This is a genomic window from Planctomycetia bacterium, from assembly GCA_016795155.1.
GTDB lineage: Bacteria > Planctomycetota > Planctomycetia > Gemmatales > HRBIN36 > JAEUIE01.
On sequence record JAEUIE010000036.1, the window covers coordinates 109,243 to 124,963 of the forward strand.

11 protein-coding genes and 2 tRNA genes are annotated in these 15,721 nt (G+C 51.0%); 7 read left to right on the plus strand and 6 right to left on the minus strand.

What is annotated here, in order from left to right; translation table 11 throughout:
* Window positions 1–10: 10 nt before the first annotated feature.
* On the minus strand, window positions 11–1,327 hold the full coding sequence (locus JNJ77_14060) for a DNA polymerase (protein ID MBL8823710.1): 1,317 nt from the start codon (window positions 1,325–1,327) through the stop codon (window positions 11–13).
* A 331-nt stretch (window positions 1,328–1,658) separates the two neighbouring features.
* On the opposite strand from JNJ77_14060, the gene JNJ77_14065 reads away from it, so the two are divergent.
* Window positions 1,659–2,894, plus strand: coding sequence for a serine/threonine protein kinase (locus JNJ77_14065; protein ID MBL8823711.1), 1,236 nt, complete (start codon window positions 1,659–1,661; stop codon window positions 2,892–2,894).
* Here JNJ77_14065 and JNJ77_14070 read toward each other — a convergent pair.
* Window positions 2,891–3,769: a sugar phosphate isomerase/epimerase gene (locus JNJ77_14070; GenBank protein ID MBL8823712.1), complete on the minus strand. Its 879-nt coding sequence runs from the start codon at window positions 3,767–3,769 to the stop codon at window positions 2,891–2,893. The two genes, JNJ77_14065 and JNJ77_14070, sit on opposite strands and share 4 nt — an antisense overlap.
* Before the next feature lie 33 nt (window positions 3,770–3,802).
* Complete coding sequence (locus tag JNJ77_14075; GenBank protein ID MBL8823713.1) at window positions 3,803–6,961, minus strand: glycosyl hydrolase; 3,159 nt, start codon at window positions 6,959–6,961, stop codon at window positions 3,803–3,805.
* A gap of 209 nt (window positions 6,962–7,170) precedes the next feature.
* Here JNJ77_14075 and JNJ77_14080 point away from each other — a divergent pair, with 209 nt between their 5' ends.
* From JNJ77_14080 to JNJ77_14100, 5 genes are all read left to right on the plus strand, one after another.
* Window positions 7,171–7,407: a DUF1049 domain-containing protein gene (locus tag JNJ77_14080; GenBank protein MBL8823714.1), complete on the plus strand. Its 237-nt coding sequence runs from the start codon at window positions 7,171–7,173 to the stop codon at window positions 7,405–7,407.
* A gap of 18 nt (window positions 7,408–7,425) precedes the next feature.
* Window positions 7,426–8,259 (plus strand): hypothetical protein, encoded by an 834-nt coding sequence (locus tag JNJ77_14085; GenBank protein ID MBL8823715.1) that lies wholly within the window; start codon window positions 7,426–7,428, stop codon window positions 8,257–8,259.
* A gap of 159 nt (window positions 8,260–8,418) precedes the next feature.
* Entirely contained in the window at window positions 8,419–9,012 is a 594-nt protein-coding gene (locus JNJ77_14090) for a hypothetical protein (protein MBL8823716.1), read from the plus strand.
* A 69-nt stretch (window positions 9,013–9,081) separates the two neighbouring features.
* On the plus strand, window positions 9,082–9,681 hold the full coding sequence (locus JNJ77_14095) for an RNA polymerase subunit sigma (protein ID MBL8823717.1): 600 nt from the start codon (window positions 9,082–9,084) through the stop codon (window positions 9,679–9,681).
* A 38-nt stretch (window positions 9,682–9,719) separates the two neighbouring features.
* Entirely contained in the window at window positions 9,720–12,632 is a 2,913-nt protein-coding gene (locus JNJ77_14100) for a tetratricopeptide repeat protein (GenBank protein ID MBL8823718.1), read from the plus strand.
* A gap of 39 nt (window positions 12,633–12,671) precedes the next feature.
* Here JNJ77_14100 and JNJ77_14105 read toward each other — a convergent pair.
* The 3 genes from JNJ77_14105 to JNJ77_14115 form a co-directional block, all read right to left on the minus strand.
* Window positions 12,672–12,760, minus strand: a tRNA-Ser gene (locus JNJ77_14105).
* A 7-nt stretch (window positions 12,761–12,767) separates the two neighbouring features.
* Window positions 12,768–12,840: transfer RNA gene (locus JNJ77_14110), tRNA-Lys, on the minus strand.
* Between the two features lie 111 nt (window positions 12,841–12,951).
* Window positions 12,952–14,286: a bifunctional folylpolyglutamate synthase/dihydrofolate synthase gene (locus JNJ77_14115; protein MBL8823719.1), complete on the minus strand. Its 1,335-nt coding sequence runs from the start codon at window positions 14,284–14,286 to the stop codon at window positions 12,952–12,954.
* Between the two features lie 60 nt (window positions 14,287–14,346).
* Between JNJ77_14115 and JNJ77_14120 the strand changes: the two genes are divergently transcribed.
* On the plus strand, window positions 14,347–15,666 hold the full coding sequence (locus JNJ77_14120) for a DUF2088 domain-containing protein (GenBank protein MBL8823720.1): 1,320 nt from the start codon (window positions 14,347–14,349) through the stop codon (window positions 15,664–15,666).
* Window positions 15,667–15,721: the final 55 nt, after the last annotated feature.

A 15,721-nucleotide genomic window follows, 5' to 3' on the forward strand; every position in this document is an offset into this window, starting at 1 on the left:
ATGCTGAGTACTATTTTCGATTCGGAACTCCTCCGGGCGGGCTTCCCCAGGCTCCGCCACTGCTGTAGGGAAACAGCGACTTCACCGGTGGTGGAGCAGGGGAATCTTCACTGAGTGCTTCCAGGGCTACATTGGGAATACGGTTAAACGCAATCCGCATCGGTGCTCGTTGCAACACGTTGTGCAGGCCACCAAAGTAAGCACCTTGAATGCCAAATTTCTGATTCACTTCGTCCATGGTTTTGGAAAGAGCCAGCAGATTGCGATCCTGCGGGAACAGGTGTTCGGGAATCTGTCGTGCATCAACTACATCACCCAGAACCACGCCTACTTTCAGAATTTTTCCAGCAGGCTTGCGCCAGTAAAGATGATGCAGTAGCTTGAGCAGAGTAGGGGTATCAGCCGTGGGATCAATGCGGCGACGCAACCCCCAACCATCCTGTCCCAGGAAATCGAGATGAACGGTAATTGACTGGGCTTTGAGATGATCATGCCGTAGCCGCATCGCTGCCTTGTACAACATGCGCTGCAGAACCGCCCAAGCATCGGTGTCGCACCGAAGTTGCGGAGGCAGCACATGGGAATGGCCTACCGAACTTCGTCGTGTCGGTACCTCTTCAATATCTTCGCCTCGGAGTGCATAATACCATCGACTGCCCAGCACGCTGCTTCCCCACAGCAGGCACAACTCCCGCTTGGATAACTGGCAGAGTTGCCGAATGGAAACCAGCCCCTGCTTGTTCAGCCGCTTACGCATCCGTCTGCCGATGCCGGGTAAATCTTCCAGGTGCAGTGACTCCAGCATGCCGGGAAGTTCCTGTTTTTCGATCATGGTCAAACCGTCGGGCTTCTGCATGTCAGCAGCGACTTTGGCCAGCATGACATTGGGCCCGATCCCGATGGAACAACGCAGCGTCTCTCCCAGGGTTTGCCGAATGGTTCCCTTGATTTCCAGGGCCAGGTTGCGGGCTTTGCCTGGTTCACGCTCTTCTCCCAGAAGTCGACACGCCATCTCATCTATCGACATGACCTTATCGACATGCACAACCTTCTCTACAGCATCCACAATCTGATGGTGAAGCTCAACATACCGTCGTGGTTGGGCCTGTACGACGATGATTTCCGGACACAACTGTCTGGCTTCACGTATTCCGGTTCCGGTTTTCACACCCCGCTTCTTGGCTTCGTAACTGGCAGCTATGCAGCAACTCGTTTCAGCCAGAACCGGAGCAACAGCTACTGGCTTGCCACGCAGCGAAGGGTTATCATGCTGCTCCACTGAAGCAAAATAGGCGTTCATATCAATGAACAGGTAACGCAGCGACATGAGGAAGCTCCCCTGATGCGAATGATCCTCACGAACTCTTAGCACAGAGAATCTACTCTACCAGCACCTATCGAAACGGTACAAGTGTACAGTTAAAGGAATTTTTCGAAAATGAACAAAATACAGTTAAATAGTGTACATATTTATAAATTTGCGAATGTTTATAGCTAAATGGCCGCTTCATTAAGTCTGGAATTCCGATTACTTTCAAGCCACAGAGTGATAAAAGTGGTTACTGTTCTCTAAACCCGCATGTGTTTTTCCAGCTTTTCGCTACAAACAGCAGTTTCGGAGCTAAACTAAGGCAGACCTGTCGCCTTTGGTCTTTTCCATGCAGGCCATGTTCGCTGATCTCACTCATCCCAGTCGCGACCAACTTCGTTCGTTTGTTGCGAACAAGCTGGATCAGGCAGAAATGGCTCTGATCAGGAATCACCTGCGCATCTGCCATGGCTGTCAGGACATCTTGCAACGAATGAATGTCGAGAGTGATCCGGTTTCCGATACTTACAATATCGCACAGGACACCCTCGATACCGGAAGTAAACCGATCATTCCGTTGGATGCGACGGCGGCACTGGCTGAATTGCCCCTGGTGCTGGCCAATCATCCGCGGTTTAACATCATCAATATGCTCGGTTCCGGCAGTATGGGAACTGTCTACCGGGCTATGGATCAAGTGACTGGGCAATTTGTCGCCATCAAAGTACTGCAGGCCATGGATGCTCAGAGTTTCCAGAGATTCAGGCGTGAGATGGAACTTCTCACCAAGCTCAATCATCCCAATCTTGTCTCTTTGTATGATGCTGACCTGGCGGGTGAGACACCTTACCTGGTGATGGAATGCGTGGAAGGCATCAGCCTGGACAGGTTGATTACCCGGCAGGGTATTTTCCGTGTACCCGATGCCTGTGAAATCGTCTACCAGGTGGCATCAGGCCTGGAGCACGCACACAGCAAGAATGTCATTCACCGGGATATTAAGCCATCCAACATCATGGTCACACCTACCGGGCAGGTGAAACTGCTCGACTGGGGGCTGGCACGTATCTGGGATGGTGTGCAGAGTAGTCACCAGGATATTAACATTACCGTTGCTCACCAGACTGTAGGCACACCCGATTACATTGCACCGGAACAACTGGAAGACAGCAGAACGGTTGATGCCCGTGCCGACATTTACAGTTTAGGCGGAACGTTGTTTACCCTTCTGACAGGCAAAGCCCCCCGAGACTGGCGAACGGGTAATGTTGTTGCTTACCAGTGGCTACAACGACCCGATGTGACCGTCAGCGCCATTCGGGCTGATACGAAAAGTCCGTTGCGAAAAATTCTCATCCGCATGCTCGAATTGCAACGTGATAAGCGCATTAATTCTACATCAGATTTGCTGGAATACCTGAAGCCTTTTTGCAAGGATGCAGATCTGAAGGCACTGATCGCTAATGATCGCCCCTACCATCCACTCGATTCTGCTCAGGCTGGTATCATTCACTACATCATGCTGGCCGTGATAGTCATTCTCATCGGCGCATCGCTGATCATAGCCTGGCTTAAACAGCGCTAAGTCAGTTCGAGAATCTTGTCCATCCTTCGGCTGATATCCATCAGCTCTTTTTTACCGCCACCTGGAACTTCTGCCGTGGCCCAACTGTTGTAGCCTACTTCTTCGCAGGCCTGGAGGATGGCTGGCCAGTTCTCACTGCCCTCACCGATCTTGACCCATTTGCGATCATGGTGATAACCTTTGAAATCGAGCTTCAGCATGCGCTTGCCTAGTTTGCGAATCCATTCTTCAGATGGCACGCCATACTTCATCATGTTGGATGCATCAAAGTAAGCTCCCACCCAGGGAGACTGGAATTGATCCACGTATTTGATAAGCATTTCCGGGGTTGTCAGGAAGTCGTTCCATACCACTTCGATGGCTATTTTGATGTTCAGCTTTTCCGCCAGGGGGAGCACTTTTTTGATTTCCGCCGTCGAGCGCTCCCAGCACTGATCAAAGTTTTCCGTTTCCTTGTTCTTCACTGCACCCGGAACGAGCAGACAGGTGTCAGCTTCATAAAATTTTGCATCATTCATCGCTATTTTGAGAGCTTCCAAGCCCTGGGCTCTTACCTCAGGATTGGGGTCAGACAGTCGCTTGTTCCAGTGAACCGAATCGATGGTGCCATGAATGACAATGCCGGTTTTATCCCGCGCCTGCACCATTTCCGTGCGATCCAGTTCATTGGGAGAATCAATCTCGACACCCATGAACCCGCATTTTTTGGCCAGTTCAAAACGCTCCATAATGCTTGGGGCTTTGATCATGCTGAATTTTACAGCTTTCTTCAGACGCACTTTTCTTGTTGGTGCCGACATCAGCGGTAAGTTGATCGAACCAGCGAGGACACCAGCCAGGCTGGTTTGAAGTAATCTGCGTCGTAACATGTTCATGGTGGAACTCCGTCGAATGAATGCGGTTGGAAATTACTTACCTGCGGGTTTCTTGTCAGCCGAATCTGAAAAGATTCCGGGGATTTTCTTCTGCTCCAGCAGTTCATTGTACCGTTTGACGTCATCGGTGATGACCTGCTTCAGCGATGAGAGTTCGGCATCAATCTGTCGAACGATTTCCTTTTTATACTCGATGGTGGAGTCAGTTGGTCGATTGTCGCCGAACCCCGCATTACCGGCGAGGGCTGCCAGCTTGTTGTTCAGACGAATAGGGAAATTGAGCAAGTCCTGCGAGCTTTTCGCTTTGGTCTGATAAAGCGTTTCTTCAATGGCAGTCAAACGCTTTTCAATGACTTTGCCCAGTTCGAGAATGTTGCTGACATCAGGCTTATCCTTGATGCGTTTGTTGATGCCGGAAATCTGCTCGCGGATATCACGCAGTTGCTTGATACCGGTATGTGTTTCTGTCAGCTTGTCACGCACTTCCAGTAGATATTGGAACTGTGCCAGGTAATCTTCCTGACTGGCAGAACTGCGTGGATCAGGCTTCACCTCGAACGCAGTGGTTTGTTCGAGATCGCCGGTCTTGATGCGAACCTGATACTTGCCAGGCGGCGCTTTGGGGCCAGTTAAACTTCCCCAGATGATCATTCCGGTAAACCCTTCTGCATCAGCATAGCGCAGATTCCAGACAAAGCGATTCATGCCTGCCTTTACCTGTATTTTCTCTGCTGGCTTTTCTGCAGTGGTGCTGTACTTCCGGATCAGTGCGCCAGACTGATCAAGGATTTCAACGGTGACGGCCTTCTTTTCATCAGGTTTGTCTTTGAGATAGTAATAGATGACAGCACCGGAAGGTGGATTCTGACCAGCCAGCCGAGCCTGGGGTGGACCGTCATCACCACCAAACCCACCACCACCGGGTAAACGCAGGGCAGGGCGGGGCTTAAGCAGATGAATTCCCTTGTCAGCGATATCATTGGAATGCTGATGCAGTGGAGTCAGATCATCGAGCACCCAGAATGAACGCCCTTGTGTTGCGACAACAAGGTCATCATTCTTAAGAGCCAGATCGGTAATCGGCACAATAGGCAGGTTTAACTGAAACGACTGCCAGCTTGCACCATCATCAAAGGAAACATACATGCCTGATTCTGTGCCTGCATAGAGAAGCCCAGCACGCTTGCTGTCAGCACGAATGACTCGCGTGAAATGATCATCCTTGATCCCATTGACGATACGAGTCCAGGTTTTGCCATAATCAGTTGTCTTGTAGAGATACGGTTTGAAATCATCGAGTTTGTAACGGGTGGCAGCCACATACAAACCACCTTTTTCGGTGGGATGTATTTCAATGCTGTTGATCTGGCTCCATTCGGGAAGATCAGGAGGAGTTACCTTGCTCCACGATTTGCCAGCATCGCGAGAAAGTTGCAGCACGCCATCATCGGTGCCTGCCCACAGAACGCCTTTCTCATGTGGTGATTCCAATGCTGCAAAAATGGTGCAGTAGTATTCAACTGAGGTGTTATCTTTGGTGATGGGTCCACCCGAGGGGCCTTGCTTCGATTTATCGTTGCGAGTGAGATCAGGGCTGATGGCCTGCCAGGTCTGTCCTTCGTTGGTCGTCTTAAACAGCACATTGCCTGCTGCATAAAGAGTCTTGGAATCGTGAGGGGAGAAGAATATTGGGAAATTCCACTGGAACCGGTATTTCAAATCGGCAGCGCCATGCCCGATGGGATTGTCAGGCCAGACGTTGATCATGCGGACTTCCTTGGTTTTGTGATTCACCCGAGTCAGAAATCCGCCGTAAGAACCGCCATACACGATATCAGGGTTATCTGGATTGACTGCGATGTGCCCGCTTTCGCCACCCGCGGTTGATTCCCAATCATTGTCGGTGATGCTGAATCCATCACTCCGGCTGGCAATGCGAACCGTCGAGTTATCCTGCTGTGCACCATAAATGCGGTAGGGGAAGTGATTGTCCGTTGTCACTCGATAAAACTGTGCCGTGGGCTGATTCTGATAAGTACTCCAGGCGGCACCAGCATTGGTGGTGACCTGAGCGCCGCCATCATCTGCCACGATCATGCGACTCGGCTCCTGCGGATCGATCCACAGATCGTGATGATCTCCGTGTGGCGTTGGTATTCCTTTGAAAGTTCTGCCTCCGTCGGTAGATCGCAAAAAGTCTACATTGACGACAAAGACTTCATCCAGATTTTTGGGATGTGCATAGATGCGGGTGTAATACCAGGCTCGTTGCCTGAGGTTGCGGTCTTCACTGGTGCGTGACCAATTCAGGCCGCCATCATCGGTGCGGAATACACCGCCATCATCTGCTTCGATGATGGCCCACATGCGATCGGAGTTAACTGGTGAGACAGTAATTCCAATGATGCCTACCGTGGCTTTGGGCAACCCTTTGCTCCGCGTAATTTCCTTCCAGGTATCTCCACCATCGGTGCTTTTCCATAACCCCGATCCATCGCCGCCGCTTTCCAGGCTGTAAGCTGTTCGCTTGATGCGCCAGGTAGTTGCGAACAGAATGCGTGGATTATTCGGATCAAGTAACAGATCAACCGCACCCACTTCTTCATTCACAAAGAGTATATTCTGCCAGGTTGTTCCTCCATCCTTGCTGCGAAATATGCCACGCTGTTTATTGGGGCCGTACAGGTGACCCATGGCAGCAACATACAAGATGTCTGGATTGGTCGGATGAATTCTGATGCGTGAAATATGTCTGCTGTCTTCCAGACCAATAGACTTCCATGTTTTGCCTGCATCAGTTGAACGCCACATGCCGTATCCATGCGAGACGTTGCCTCGCACGGTTTTTTCGCCACCACCCACGTAGATGACATTGTGATCAGATTCGCTGACAGCCACTGCACCAATGGAACCGCCAAAGAAGCCATCCGAAATGTTCATCCAACTGGTGCCGGCATCGGTGGTTCGCCAGACGCCGCCCCCCACGCTCCCGAAATAGAAGAGCATTGGTTTGCCAGGTACACCCGTGACTGCTGCAGAACGACCACCTCGGTACGGCCCTATCGAGCGGTATTTCATCGCCTGAAACGGCTTGACCTTGTCTTGTTCATCAGTCGGCGCTTGTGCTTCGAGTGCGGGTAGTATGGAAAGAACAACTGCCAGCACACATGCTGCCTTGAGAATCCAGTGCATCGATGCAGACTCCATGGTGTATCAACACCTTGCAGAGTATCTATCATCAGAGTCAAAAGCCACTGGAATCTTCACACATGTCAAAACTGGCATGAACCGAATGGAGTCAGGCAAATTACTCACATCAGGAATCGAATTACATCGCAAAGTATGGAGAAAGGCGATAGTATTTTCTCCAACTATCAACTGAATGATACCTGGGGTGAAACATGAAACGTATCAGTACTCTGCTTTCCGTAGTGTTGCTTGTAGTCATGGTGATTTTCGCCATACAGAACCTTGAATCTGTTGACGTGCAGTTTCTGGTGTTTTCCTTATCCATGCCTAAAATCCTGTTGATTCTCCTTGTTTATCTGCTTGGCATGGTCAGTGGCTGGGGATTGATTGATGTGCTCAAGAAAGCTTTTCAGAATCTTTCTTCCAAGCCAATTGAACCAACCAAGTAGTCTGCTCTGGAGCATGAGATGAAGCTCATTTCACCTGTTTCAATCAGGTTGTTTCTACCTGCATTTCTCCTGATGGCATGGCTGCAGAATCCCCTCGCTGCGCAGCCATCATCCGCATTCGCATATCAGCCTGGGAAGGTGACTCCTGGTACCCTGGTGCAGTATGTCAAATCAAACTTGGATGGATCCAAGCCATCTTTGATTACCATGTATATTGCTGATGCTGACTGTATCGAAGTTTATAAGAGTGAAAAAGGTCTGATCGATGCTGCTGATGTCATTGCACGTATGGATTGGTCACGTTTCAGCTTTGCACATCTGGATGGCGGTGTGGTGACCAGATCAGGCAAGCGTGAATCACGTGCCACGGTTACCCTGGAAAAAGACAAGTTGCTGGTAAAAATCGGAACAGTTAGCGATGAATTAACGGTTAGCGTATTTCCGGTGCATGTCTACAACTTCGATTTAATGTCTCTTAATGTGACCTTGCCATACCTGAAAAACCCCGCATTCGATTTTCAGTTTTCCATAGTCGAACCCACTTTTCGCAGCAGTCCACCACTGGTAGAAGATCGTGGATCGGTACTCGCCAAATATGTAAAAGCGGAGAAATTTGATGGCATTGATACCTGGCGCTATGAGGTTCGTGGAAAAGGAATGAAAGACCAACTTTCGCAACTGTGGATCAACCAGTCTGATGGTTTCCTACAGAAATGGGAGTCACCTGTGCCTAATAATCCTGGTTGGAACAGCCTCAAGCTGGTTCGCCAAAGCCAAGGCAAAATGAACAGAGATGAATGGAACGAATATAAGAAATCGAATATCGGGACCGGTATGCCCGCCCAAAAATAGTCTTGAAAAATTCGTTATTATTAGTCACCCGCGTCAGCACGTCACATTTTCAAAAATTCCAGACTTATTTTGGCGCGATCACTCAACCGATTTCGCAGGTTACTTTGAAAGCTATGAGCCCGGTTTCTTGAACACGCTCATTTTTTGTGGAGAGCCAAAATGAACAGCAATCAAGTGCTATATGTCGCTTCAACTCGCGATTTCGTTCCAGTCTCTGAAATGCAGTCTCAGCCTGGCAAAGTTCTGGTTCTTGATGAGAAATTCCCCACAGCAGCCCCTCTGGTGGAAGCCATTGCAACCGAAATGGCCAATCTTGTAGGAGCGACAGGTCAGATTAAGCTGCTGAGTTTTCAATGTCATGGCTTTCCAGGGGGCCTTGAGCTTTACAGCGAACCCATTGCCGGTGGATATAACCAGTCTGGCGGATCAACCTCCAACGGTTCGCCTTATCGACATCTGGTGGCGTCTAACGTTCACAAGCTTGCAGCGTTCCGTCCGTGCATGGACCCATCTGGAGTGTGTGAACTCCATTCCTGTAACACCGCGGCAGCCAGTGGACCAACAGTGAGTGCGCCGCCTGGCAAAGACAATGCACGCAAGCCTGCTGCCAATACTTCATCAATTGGCACGAACTTCATGCAGGCTCTCGCTAACATGCTGGGAGTACCTGTTCGGGCAGCAGTGAAAATTCAGGGTGGAGATACCATGGTCGGTTGGGATGGCCCGACTGTCACTATTCAGCCAGTCAAGTAACACGAATTCATATGGACCTTACCATCATTGATGCTGGCAATGTAGTGTCATGGCAGTTAGGCTAGGTGAATGACTGACGTAACCAGAATACTTCAGGCGATGGAGCGTGGCGAGCCACAGGCTATGGAGCAACTGTTGCCGCTGGTCTATGAGGAGTTGCGTCAATTGGCAGCAATGAAGATGGCGAGGGAGCAACCTGGACAGACGTTGCAGCCGACGGCGCTGGTGCACGAGGCATGGTTGAGACTGATGAAATCACCGCTAGCCGAACACCCCTCACCCCCAACCCCTCTCCCACCTGGAGAGAATGCAGAAAACGGGGATAAGCGCCGTTATTTCTTTGCAGCAGCTGCAGAGGCGATGCGACGAATTCTGGTCGAGCGGTATCGGCAAAAGCAGAGTTTGAAACGAGGAGCCGGAGCAGACAAGCAATCAGCGGATGACATCTCACTCAAGCAGGCTGATCATATTCTGGATGTGCACGAGGCGCTGGATGGTCTCCATGCTGTAGATCCTGTTGCAGCAGAGCTGGTGAAATTGCGTTATTTTGCTGGTTGTACCCATGCCGAGGCAGCTGCAGTGCTCGATTTACCTCTGCGAAGTGCTGACCGGTTGTGGTCGTTTGCACGAGCTTGGCTGTTTCGTGATCTTTCTGAACATTCAGAATAATTACTGGCGCACGATTGCAGTCGATTTCCCATGGCAGGATGAAGTCCCGGTGTGAGGTCATATCCATGTCCGAACGAGATATTTTTCTGCAAGCCATCGATCTGACTGATGAAGCCCGGTATGCTTTTCTCGAAAAAGCCTGCGGGACAGATGCCGAACTGCGTCGTAAGGTCGAAGCCCTGTTTGCAGCACATGAACAAGCAGGAAACTTTCTGTCGCAACCTGCCTTGGAAGCCACCGGTGTGTTCAGTCATGGTGAAAATGGCACTGTATTTAAACGGATACCTGCAGAAGCAGATCATATGCCAGGAGAGGTGCTGGCTGGTCGATACAAGTTACTGGAACAGATCGGCTTCGGTGGCATGGGGACGGTCTATGTTGCTGAGCAGTCGCAACCTGTCCGTCGCAAAGTAGCAGTCAAGATCATCAAGATGGGTATGGACACCGGCCAGGTGCTGGCACGGTTTGAACAGGAACGACAGGCGCTGGCGCTGATGGATCACCCCAACATTGCCAAGGTGCTCGATGGCGGGATGACGGAAGATCACCGACCTTTCTTTGTGATGGAATATGTCAAAGGCGATCCACTCAATGATTTCTGCGATCGCGAACAACTGACAGTGAAACAACGGCTGGAATTGTTCATCCAGATTTGCCATGCGGTGCAACATGCCCATCAGAAAGGCGTGATTCACCGCGATTTGAAGCCGGGGAATATCCTGGTATGCCTGTATGATGGCAAGCCGGTGCCCAAGGTGATTGACTTTGGCCTGGCCAAGGCTCTGCATCAGCCATTGACAGACCTTACACTTCATACCGGACACGACATGGTGCTGGGAACGCCGCTGTACATGAGTCCGGAGCAGGCAGAAGTGAATAATGTTGATGTGGATACGCGTACGGACATCTACGCACTGGGTGTGATTCTCTACGAGTTATTAACGGGCACGACACCACTCGAAAAGCAGAGATTCAAGCAGGCAGCATGGGATGAAGTGCTGCGAATTATTCGTGAGGAAGATCCACCCAAGCCCAGCACCAAGCTGAGTGAGAGCAACCAGTTGGCCAGCCTGTCGGCTCAGCGCAAACTGGAACCCAGGCAATTGACCCAGTTGCTCTCGGGCGATCTTGATTGGATTGTGATGAAGGCTCTGGAAAAAGACCGCAGCCGTCGGTATGAGACTGCCAACGGTTTTGCGATGGACGTACAGCGTTACCTGGCAGACGAACCGGTGAGTGCGGGGCCACCCAGTGCGGGATATCGGCTGCGGAAGTTCGTGAAACGCAATAGGGGCAAGGTGCTGGCAGCAACTCTGGTTCTGCTGGCATTATTACTGGGAATGGCTGGTACTCTCATTGGCTTCGTGCGGGCAGAACGGCTGCGGCAGGAAGCTGAAAGCGCACGCGCCCAGGAAGAACAACAGCGACGAAAAGCAGTCAGCGAGCAGCAACGTGCGGAGGAAGGAGAAAAACGAGCAGAAACCGCCAGGAAACGTGCTGAAGAACAGACAGCCATTACGCAGGCTGTCAACGAATTCCTGCGGGATGACCTGATCGGGCAGGCCGATACTGATGAGCAGGCCCGCGCCGGTCAAAAGCCAAATCGGGAAGTCTCGGTGCGTGTGCTGCTGGATCGTGCTGCCCAGCATGTGGGAGAAAAATTTGCGGAAAAGCCAGCTATCGAAGCTGCAGTTCGGCAAACCATTGGCGAGACGTATCGCAAGCTGGGCCGCCGCGAGGAAGGGTTGCCCCATCTTGTACGATCACTGGAACTGTTTCGCAAGCTAAACTCACCTGACGACCGAGAAACGCTGCAAGTCATGAACAACCTGGCCCTGATGTACAAGGACATGGCTCGGTATGCAGAGTCGGAAGCACTGTTCAACGAAGCACTGGCGGGTTACCAGCGTGTCTATGGGGAAGAATCGAACCCAACGCAAACGGTGGCTAGTAATCTGGCATCCCTGTATCAACACCTGGACAAGTTTGAGCAAGCTGAAAAACTGAGGCGTCGCCGTTTTGAGATCATGTGCCGCATCAACGGAGAGGATCATGAATTGACCGTGATCGCTTGCCACAATCTGGCTGATGTACTTCGCGACCAAAAGAAACTGGAGGAGGCATTACCGTTGACAAAACGTGCCTTGGAAGGATTTCGCAACTGCTATGGTCCGGATCATTCAGGCACCATGTCTGCGATGAACAACCTGGCTGTGCTTTACACGCAGATGAACCACCCTGAACTGGCTGAGCCTATCATGCTCGAATTGCTCGCAAGCCGACGACGCGTGCAGGGAGACGACCATCCTCGCACCATTACTGCCATGGGAAACCTAGCTGCAGTCTACACCACCATGCAGCGTTACACGGATGCCCAGCCCATTCTTCAGGATGCCTTAGCACGCAGCAGAAAGGTGGAGGGAGAAGACCACCCAATCACGATTCAACTACTGGGCAACTATACCAGTCTGTTACCCAAACTGAATCGTTATCAGGAATGCGAGCCACTGTTGCGTGAGTACCACGACAAACAACAGCGTCGGCATGGAGCAGAATCCCAACCCACCATCGCAAGCTTGATAAACCTGGGTAATTGCCTGTTGTATACCGGGAAATTGGAAGAAGCCGAGAAACTGCTGCGCCAAGGCGCAACGAAACTGAAAAAGCTGACACCTGATCATTGGAATGTTTTCCGTGCTCAATATCTGCTGGGTGCAGTTCTACTCGAACAAAAGAAATATGCCGAAGCCGAGCTGTTCTTGATCACTGGATACAACGGAATGAAATCGCGGGAGAAAGCGATTCCCGACAGGGACAAATCTTTCATCAACAATGCCATTGACCGGCTTATCAAACTTTACACCGAGATCAACAAATCCGAAGAGGTCATGAAGTGGCAAAAGGAGAAAGAGAATTTGAAAAAAAGGATACTCCCCAATGCAAAGTCGTAGGGGTATACAACATTTGTGATCAGATTAGGCAAGGACAAGCGGAGAGGGCGGGATTCGAACCCGCGGTAGGGTTTGACCCCTACGCCGCTTTAGCAAAGCGGTGCTTTCGACCACTCAGCCACCTCTCCCGAGAGATGGGGACGCAGGGACTCGAACCCTGAACCAATAGATTAAAAGTCTACTGCTCTGCCAGTTGAGCTACGTCCCCGCAGTCTCAGTCGAAAAGATACAAGACTTTTCTCAGGAAACAAGTCACACCCAAACGACTTTTTTATCTCTGTACGACCCGTAATTGCCACAATTGGTTCACTTTATTCAATCAAGATGGATGATAAAGCTGGCGAATTTCGCCGACCAGGAATACCGACCCGGTGGCTACCACAATTTCATCGCTACTCGCCTGATTCGCCAGATATTTCCAGGCCTGCGTTGCTGGCTCGACGACTGTTCCGCCAACACCACCAATATCATGCCACAGACCAAGTAGTTCACGCGGATCTGCTCCGCGACTGCTACTCGAATAGCGTGTAAAGACAATCTGCTTGACCTTCCCTTTCAGCAACTTCAGCATCTCACGAATTTGTTTGTCCTTGGAAACTGCAAAGAGCAGTTGTAAACCAGGAGCTTGCAATGAATCGAGCCAACGTAACAAAACACCGATGGATGCTTCATTGTGGGCTGCATCGAGAATAAGCCAAGGCTTCTCACCCACGATTTCCAGTCGCCCTGGAATGATCGCTTTGACCATGCCCTGTTGATAGGCTTCTAAAGAGAGTTTTGCCTGTGGCTCCAGCAGATGAAGTGTTTGCAGTGCAATTACCGCGTTGTCTGCCTGGTGCTTACCCCAGAGAGATAGTTCACACCAGGGGGAAAGAGTCGTTTGCCCCAGCCACATGACTTTGGGTTTAATGTTCTGACGAATGTCCCCCGGCCAACACATGCCATCAAACTCAGAATCAAGTCGATAGAGCGGGGCCTCCTGTTCCTTCGCTACTCTTTCGATGACTGCTGCGGGGCCTGGTTCACGCACTCCCGAAACCACCGGCCGCCCTCGCTTGATGATCCCGGCCTTTTCAAAGGCAATCTTTTCAACCGTGTCCCCCAGTTGTTCAATATGATCCAGACTGATGCTCGTGATGACCGACACTTCCGGCATCACCACATTGGTTGCATCGAAACGACCACCCATGCCCACTTCCAGCACCGCATAATCGACCTTCTGTTGTGCGAAATGAAGCATCCCCACCGCGGTGATGATCTCGAAAAAAGTCGGTGGCATTTCTTTGCGGTGTTCCACTTCATCGCAGGCTTCAGCAACCATCCGCATGCATTGGATCATACTGGATTGATCAATAGGCTGGCTGTTGATCTGTATTCTTTCCTCCACACGCACCAGGTGAGGAGAGGTGTAAAGACCTACGCGATAACCAGCCTCTTGCAAAACACTGGCGATCATCGTCGCCGTGGAACCCTTGCCCTTAGTGCCGGTAATATGAATGGAACGGAACGCCTCGTGCGGGTTGCCCAGCAACTGCAACATCAGCCGCATGCGATCCAGTTTCAGCAGGCGAACATCCTGTGGCATGCCGATCTTTTCATAGTTGATTCGGCTATTCCAGAAGGCGACGGCCTGTTCGTAGGTTTCAATCGGCATGATTCAGAGTATAGTAGTTCCTATCCTGTCGATGATATCGTGATGTATCCCTGGTGACACATGTCTCTGGAAAAAGTAGATCAAATTCAGTTGTACCCTGTCAAGCAAGTTCGAAAACAGCGACTTGTTACGGACATTGCGGGAACGGTAACGCAGGAACTGAAAAAATCGAAACGCCTGCAGGCACTTCCCACAGGCAGTCGGATTGCCATCGCGGTTGGCAGCCGAGGCATCAATCACTTGTCGACCTATGTACTCTCGACAGTGACTACGCTCAAAAGGATGGGCCATCAGCCTTTCATTGTCGCTGCGATGGGTTCGCATGGTGGAGCTACATCAGAAGGACAGCGTGAATTACTGGCTCATTATGGCATCCATGAAAATGCCATGGGTGTGCCGGTGCTCAGTGATATGGATGTCGAACAAATAGGAGTCAATCAATCGGGCATACCCGTCTATTGGGACAGGAACGCCCTGGCTGCTGACGGCGTTTTTACTATTTCGAGAATCAAACCCCATACTGATTTTCATGGCACTTATGAAAGCGGTATCGTCAAAATGCTGGTTATCGGGCTGGGCAAGCAGCCGGGTGCTTCGGTGCATCATGTGTATGGCGTGCGAGGCTTACGGGACTTCATCCCGCAATCAGTGGAAGTTGTTCTGCAAAAGACCAAGTTCCTGGCAGGCCTGGCGATCGTGGAAAATGCCGATGACGAGCCTGGCTGCATTGAACTGATTGATCGGGATGATCTGCTGGTTAAGGAGCCAGGCCTGTTGTCCCTGGCTCGTGCCTGGATGGCTCAATTGCCTTTCCAGCAACTCGATCTGCTGATCATCGGCGAGTGTGGCAAGAACTACTCCGGCACCGGCATGGATGTCAACGTGTTGGGTCGGCAGATGCTCGAAGGTGTACCCGATCTCCTTAAACCCAACATCACCCGTATCTGTCTACTCGATCTTTCAGAGGAAACCGAAGGCAACGCAACAGGCGTAGGCATTGCAGATCTGACAACAACACGCATAGTCAAGAAGATCGATAAGCATAAGTCAGACATGAATTGTCTGACGAGTTGTTGCCTGCTCCGGTCCAAAATTCCGATAGATCTTCCTGGTGATCGTGAGTGCATTGCCCAGGGAATGGCCACGTGCTGGCAACCTGATCTGGCAAAGTTGAAGCTGGCCTTTATTCCCAACACACTGGAACTGGCACATATCTGGGCAACTGCTGCCGCCCTGGAGCAGTTGAAGAGTAACAAGGAAGTGGAGATTGGCACGACTACTAGAACATTGCCATGGACCGCTGACGGGCGAGTTGAACAGGCGATTCTTTTTCCAAATAGTACACAAGGAAAGCGGCATCAAGTGCTGCGCGCGAAGTAAGCGGCGGTGACTCCGTCTCAAACACTGCAACCCCCCGCTTACTGCGTGCGCGGCT

What these genes read in the sequence shown, in the direction of transcription:
- JNJ77_14090 (MBL8823716.1), top strand. Translation starts at nt 8,419, where the DNA reads ATGAACAGCAATCAAGTGCTATATGTCGCTTCAACTCGCGATTTCGTT.
- JNJ77_14075 (MBL8823713.1), bottom strand. Translation starts at nt 6,961, where the DNA reads ATGCACTGGATTCTCAAGGCAGCATGTGTGCTGGCAGTTGTTCTTTCC.
- JNJ77_14070 (MBL8823712.1), bottom strand. Translation starts at nt 3,769, where the DNA reads ATGAACATGTTACGACGCAGATTACTTCAAACCAGCCTGGCTGGTGTC.
- JNJ77_14115 (MBL8823719.1), bottom strand. Translation starts at nt 14,286, where the DNA reads ATGCCGATTGAAACCTACGAACAGGCCGTCGCCTTCTGGAATAGCCGA.
- JNJ77_14080 (MBL8823714.1), top strand. Translation starts at nt 7,171, where the DNA reads ATGAAACGTATCAGTACTCTGCTTTCCGTAGTGTTGCTTGTAGTCATG.
- JNJ77_14120 (MBL8823720.1), top strand. Translation starts at nt 14,347, where the DNA reads ATGTCTCTGGAAAAAGTAGATCAAATTCAGTTGTACCCTGTCAAGCAA.
- JNJ77_14095 (MBL8823717.1), top strand. Translation starts at nt 9,082, where the DNA reads ATGACTGACGTAACCAGAATACTTCAGGCGATGGAGCGTGGCGAGCCA.
- JNJ77_14085 (MBL8823715.1), top strand. Translation starts at nt 7,426, where the DNA reads ATGAAGCTCATTTCACCTGTTTCAATCAGGTTGTTTCTACCTGCATTT.
- JNJ77_14100 (MBL8823718.1), top strand. Translation starts at nt 9,720, where the DNA reads ATGAAGTCCCGGTGTGAGGTCATATCCATGTCCGAACGAGATATTTTT.
- JNJ77_14065 (MBL8823711.1), top strand. Translation starts at nt 1,659, where the DNA reads ATGCAGGCCATGTTCGCTGATCTCACTCATCCCAGTCGCGACCAACTT.
- JNJ77_14060 (MBL8823710.1), bottom strand. Translation starts at nt 1,327, where the DNA reads ATGTCGCTGCGTTACCTGTTCATTGATATGAACGCCTATTTTGCTTCA.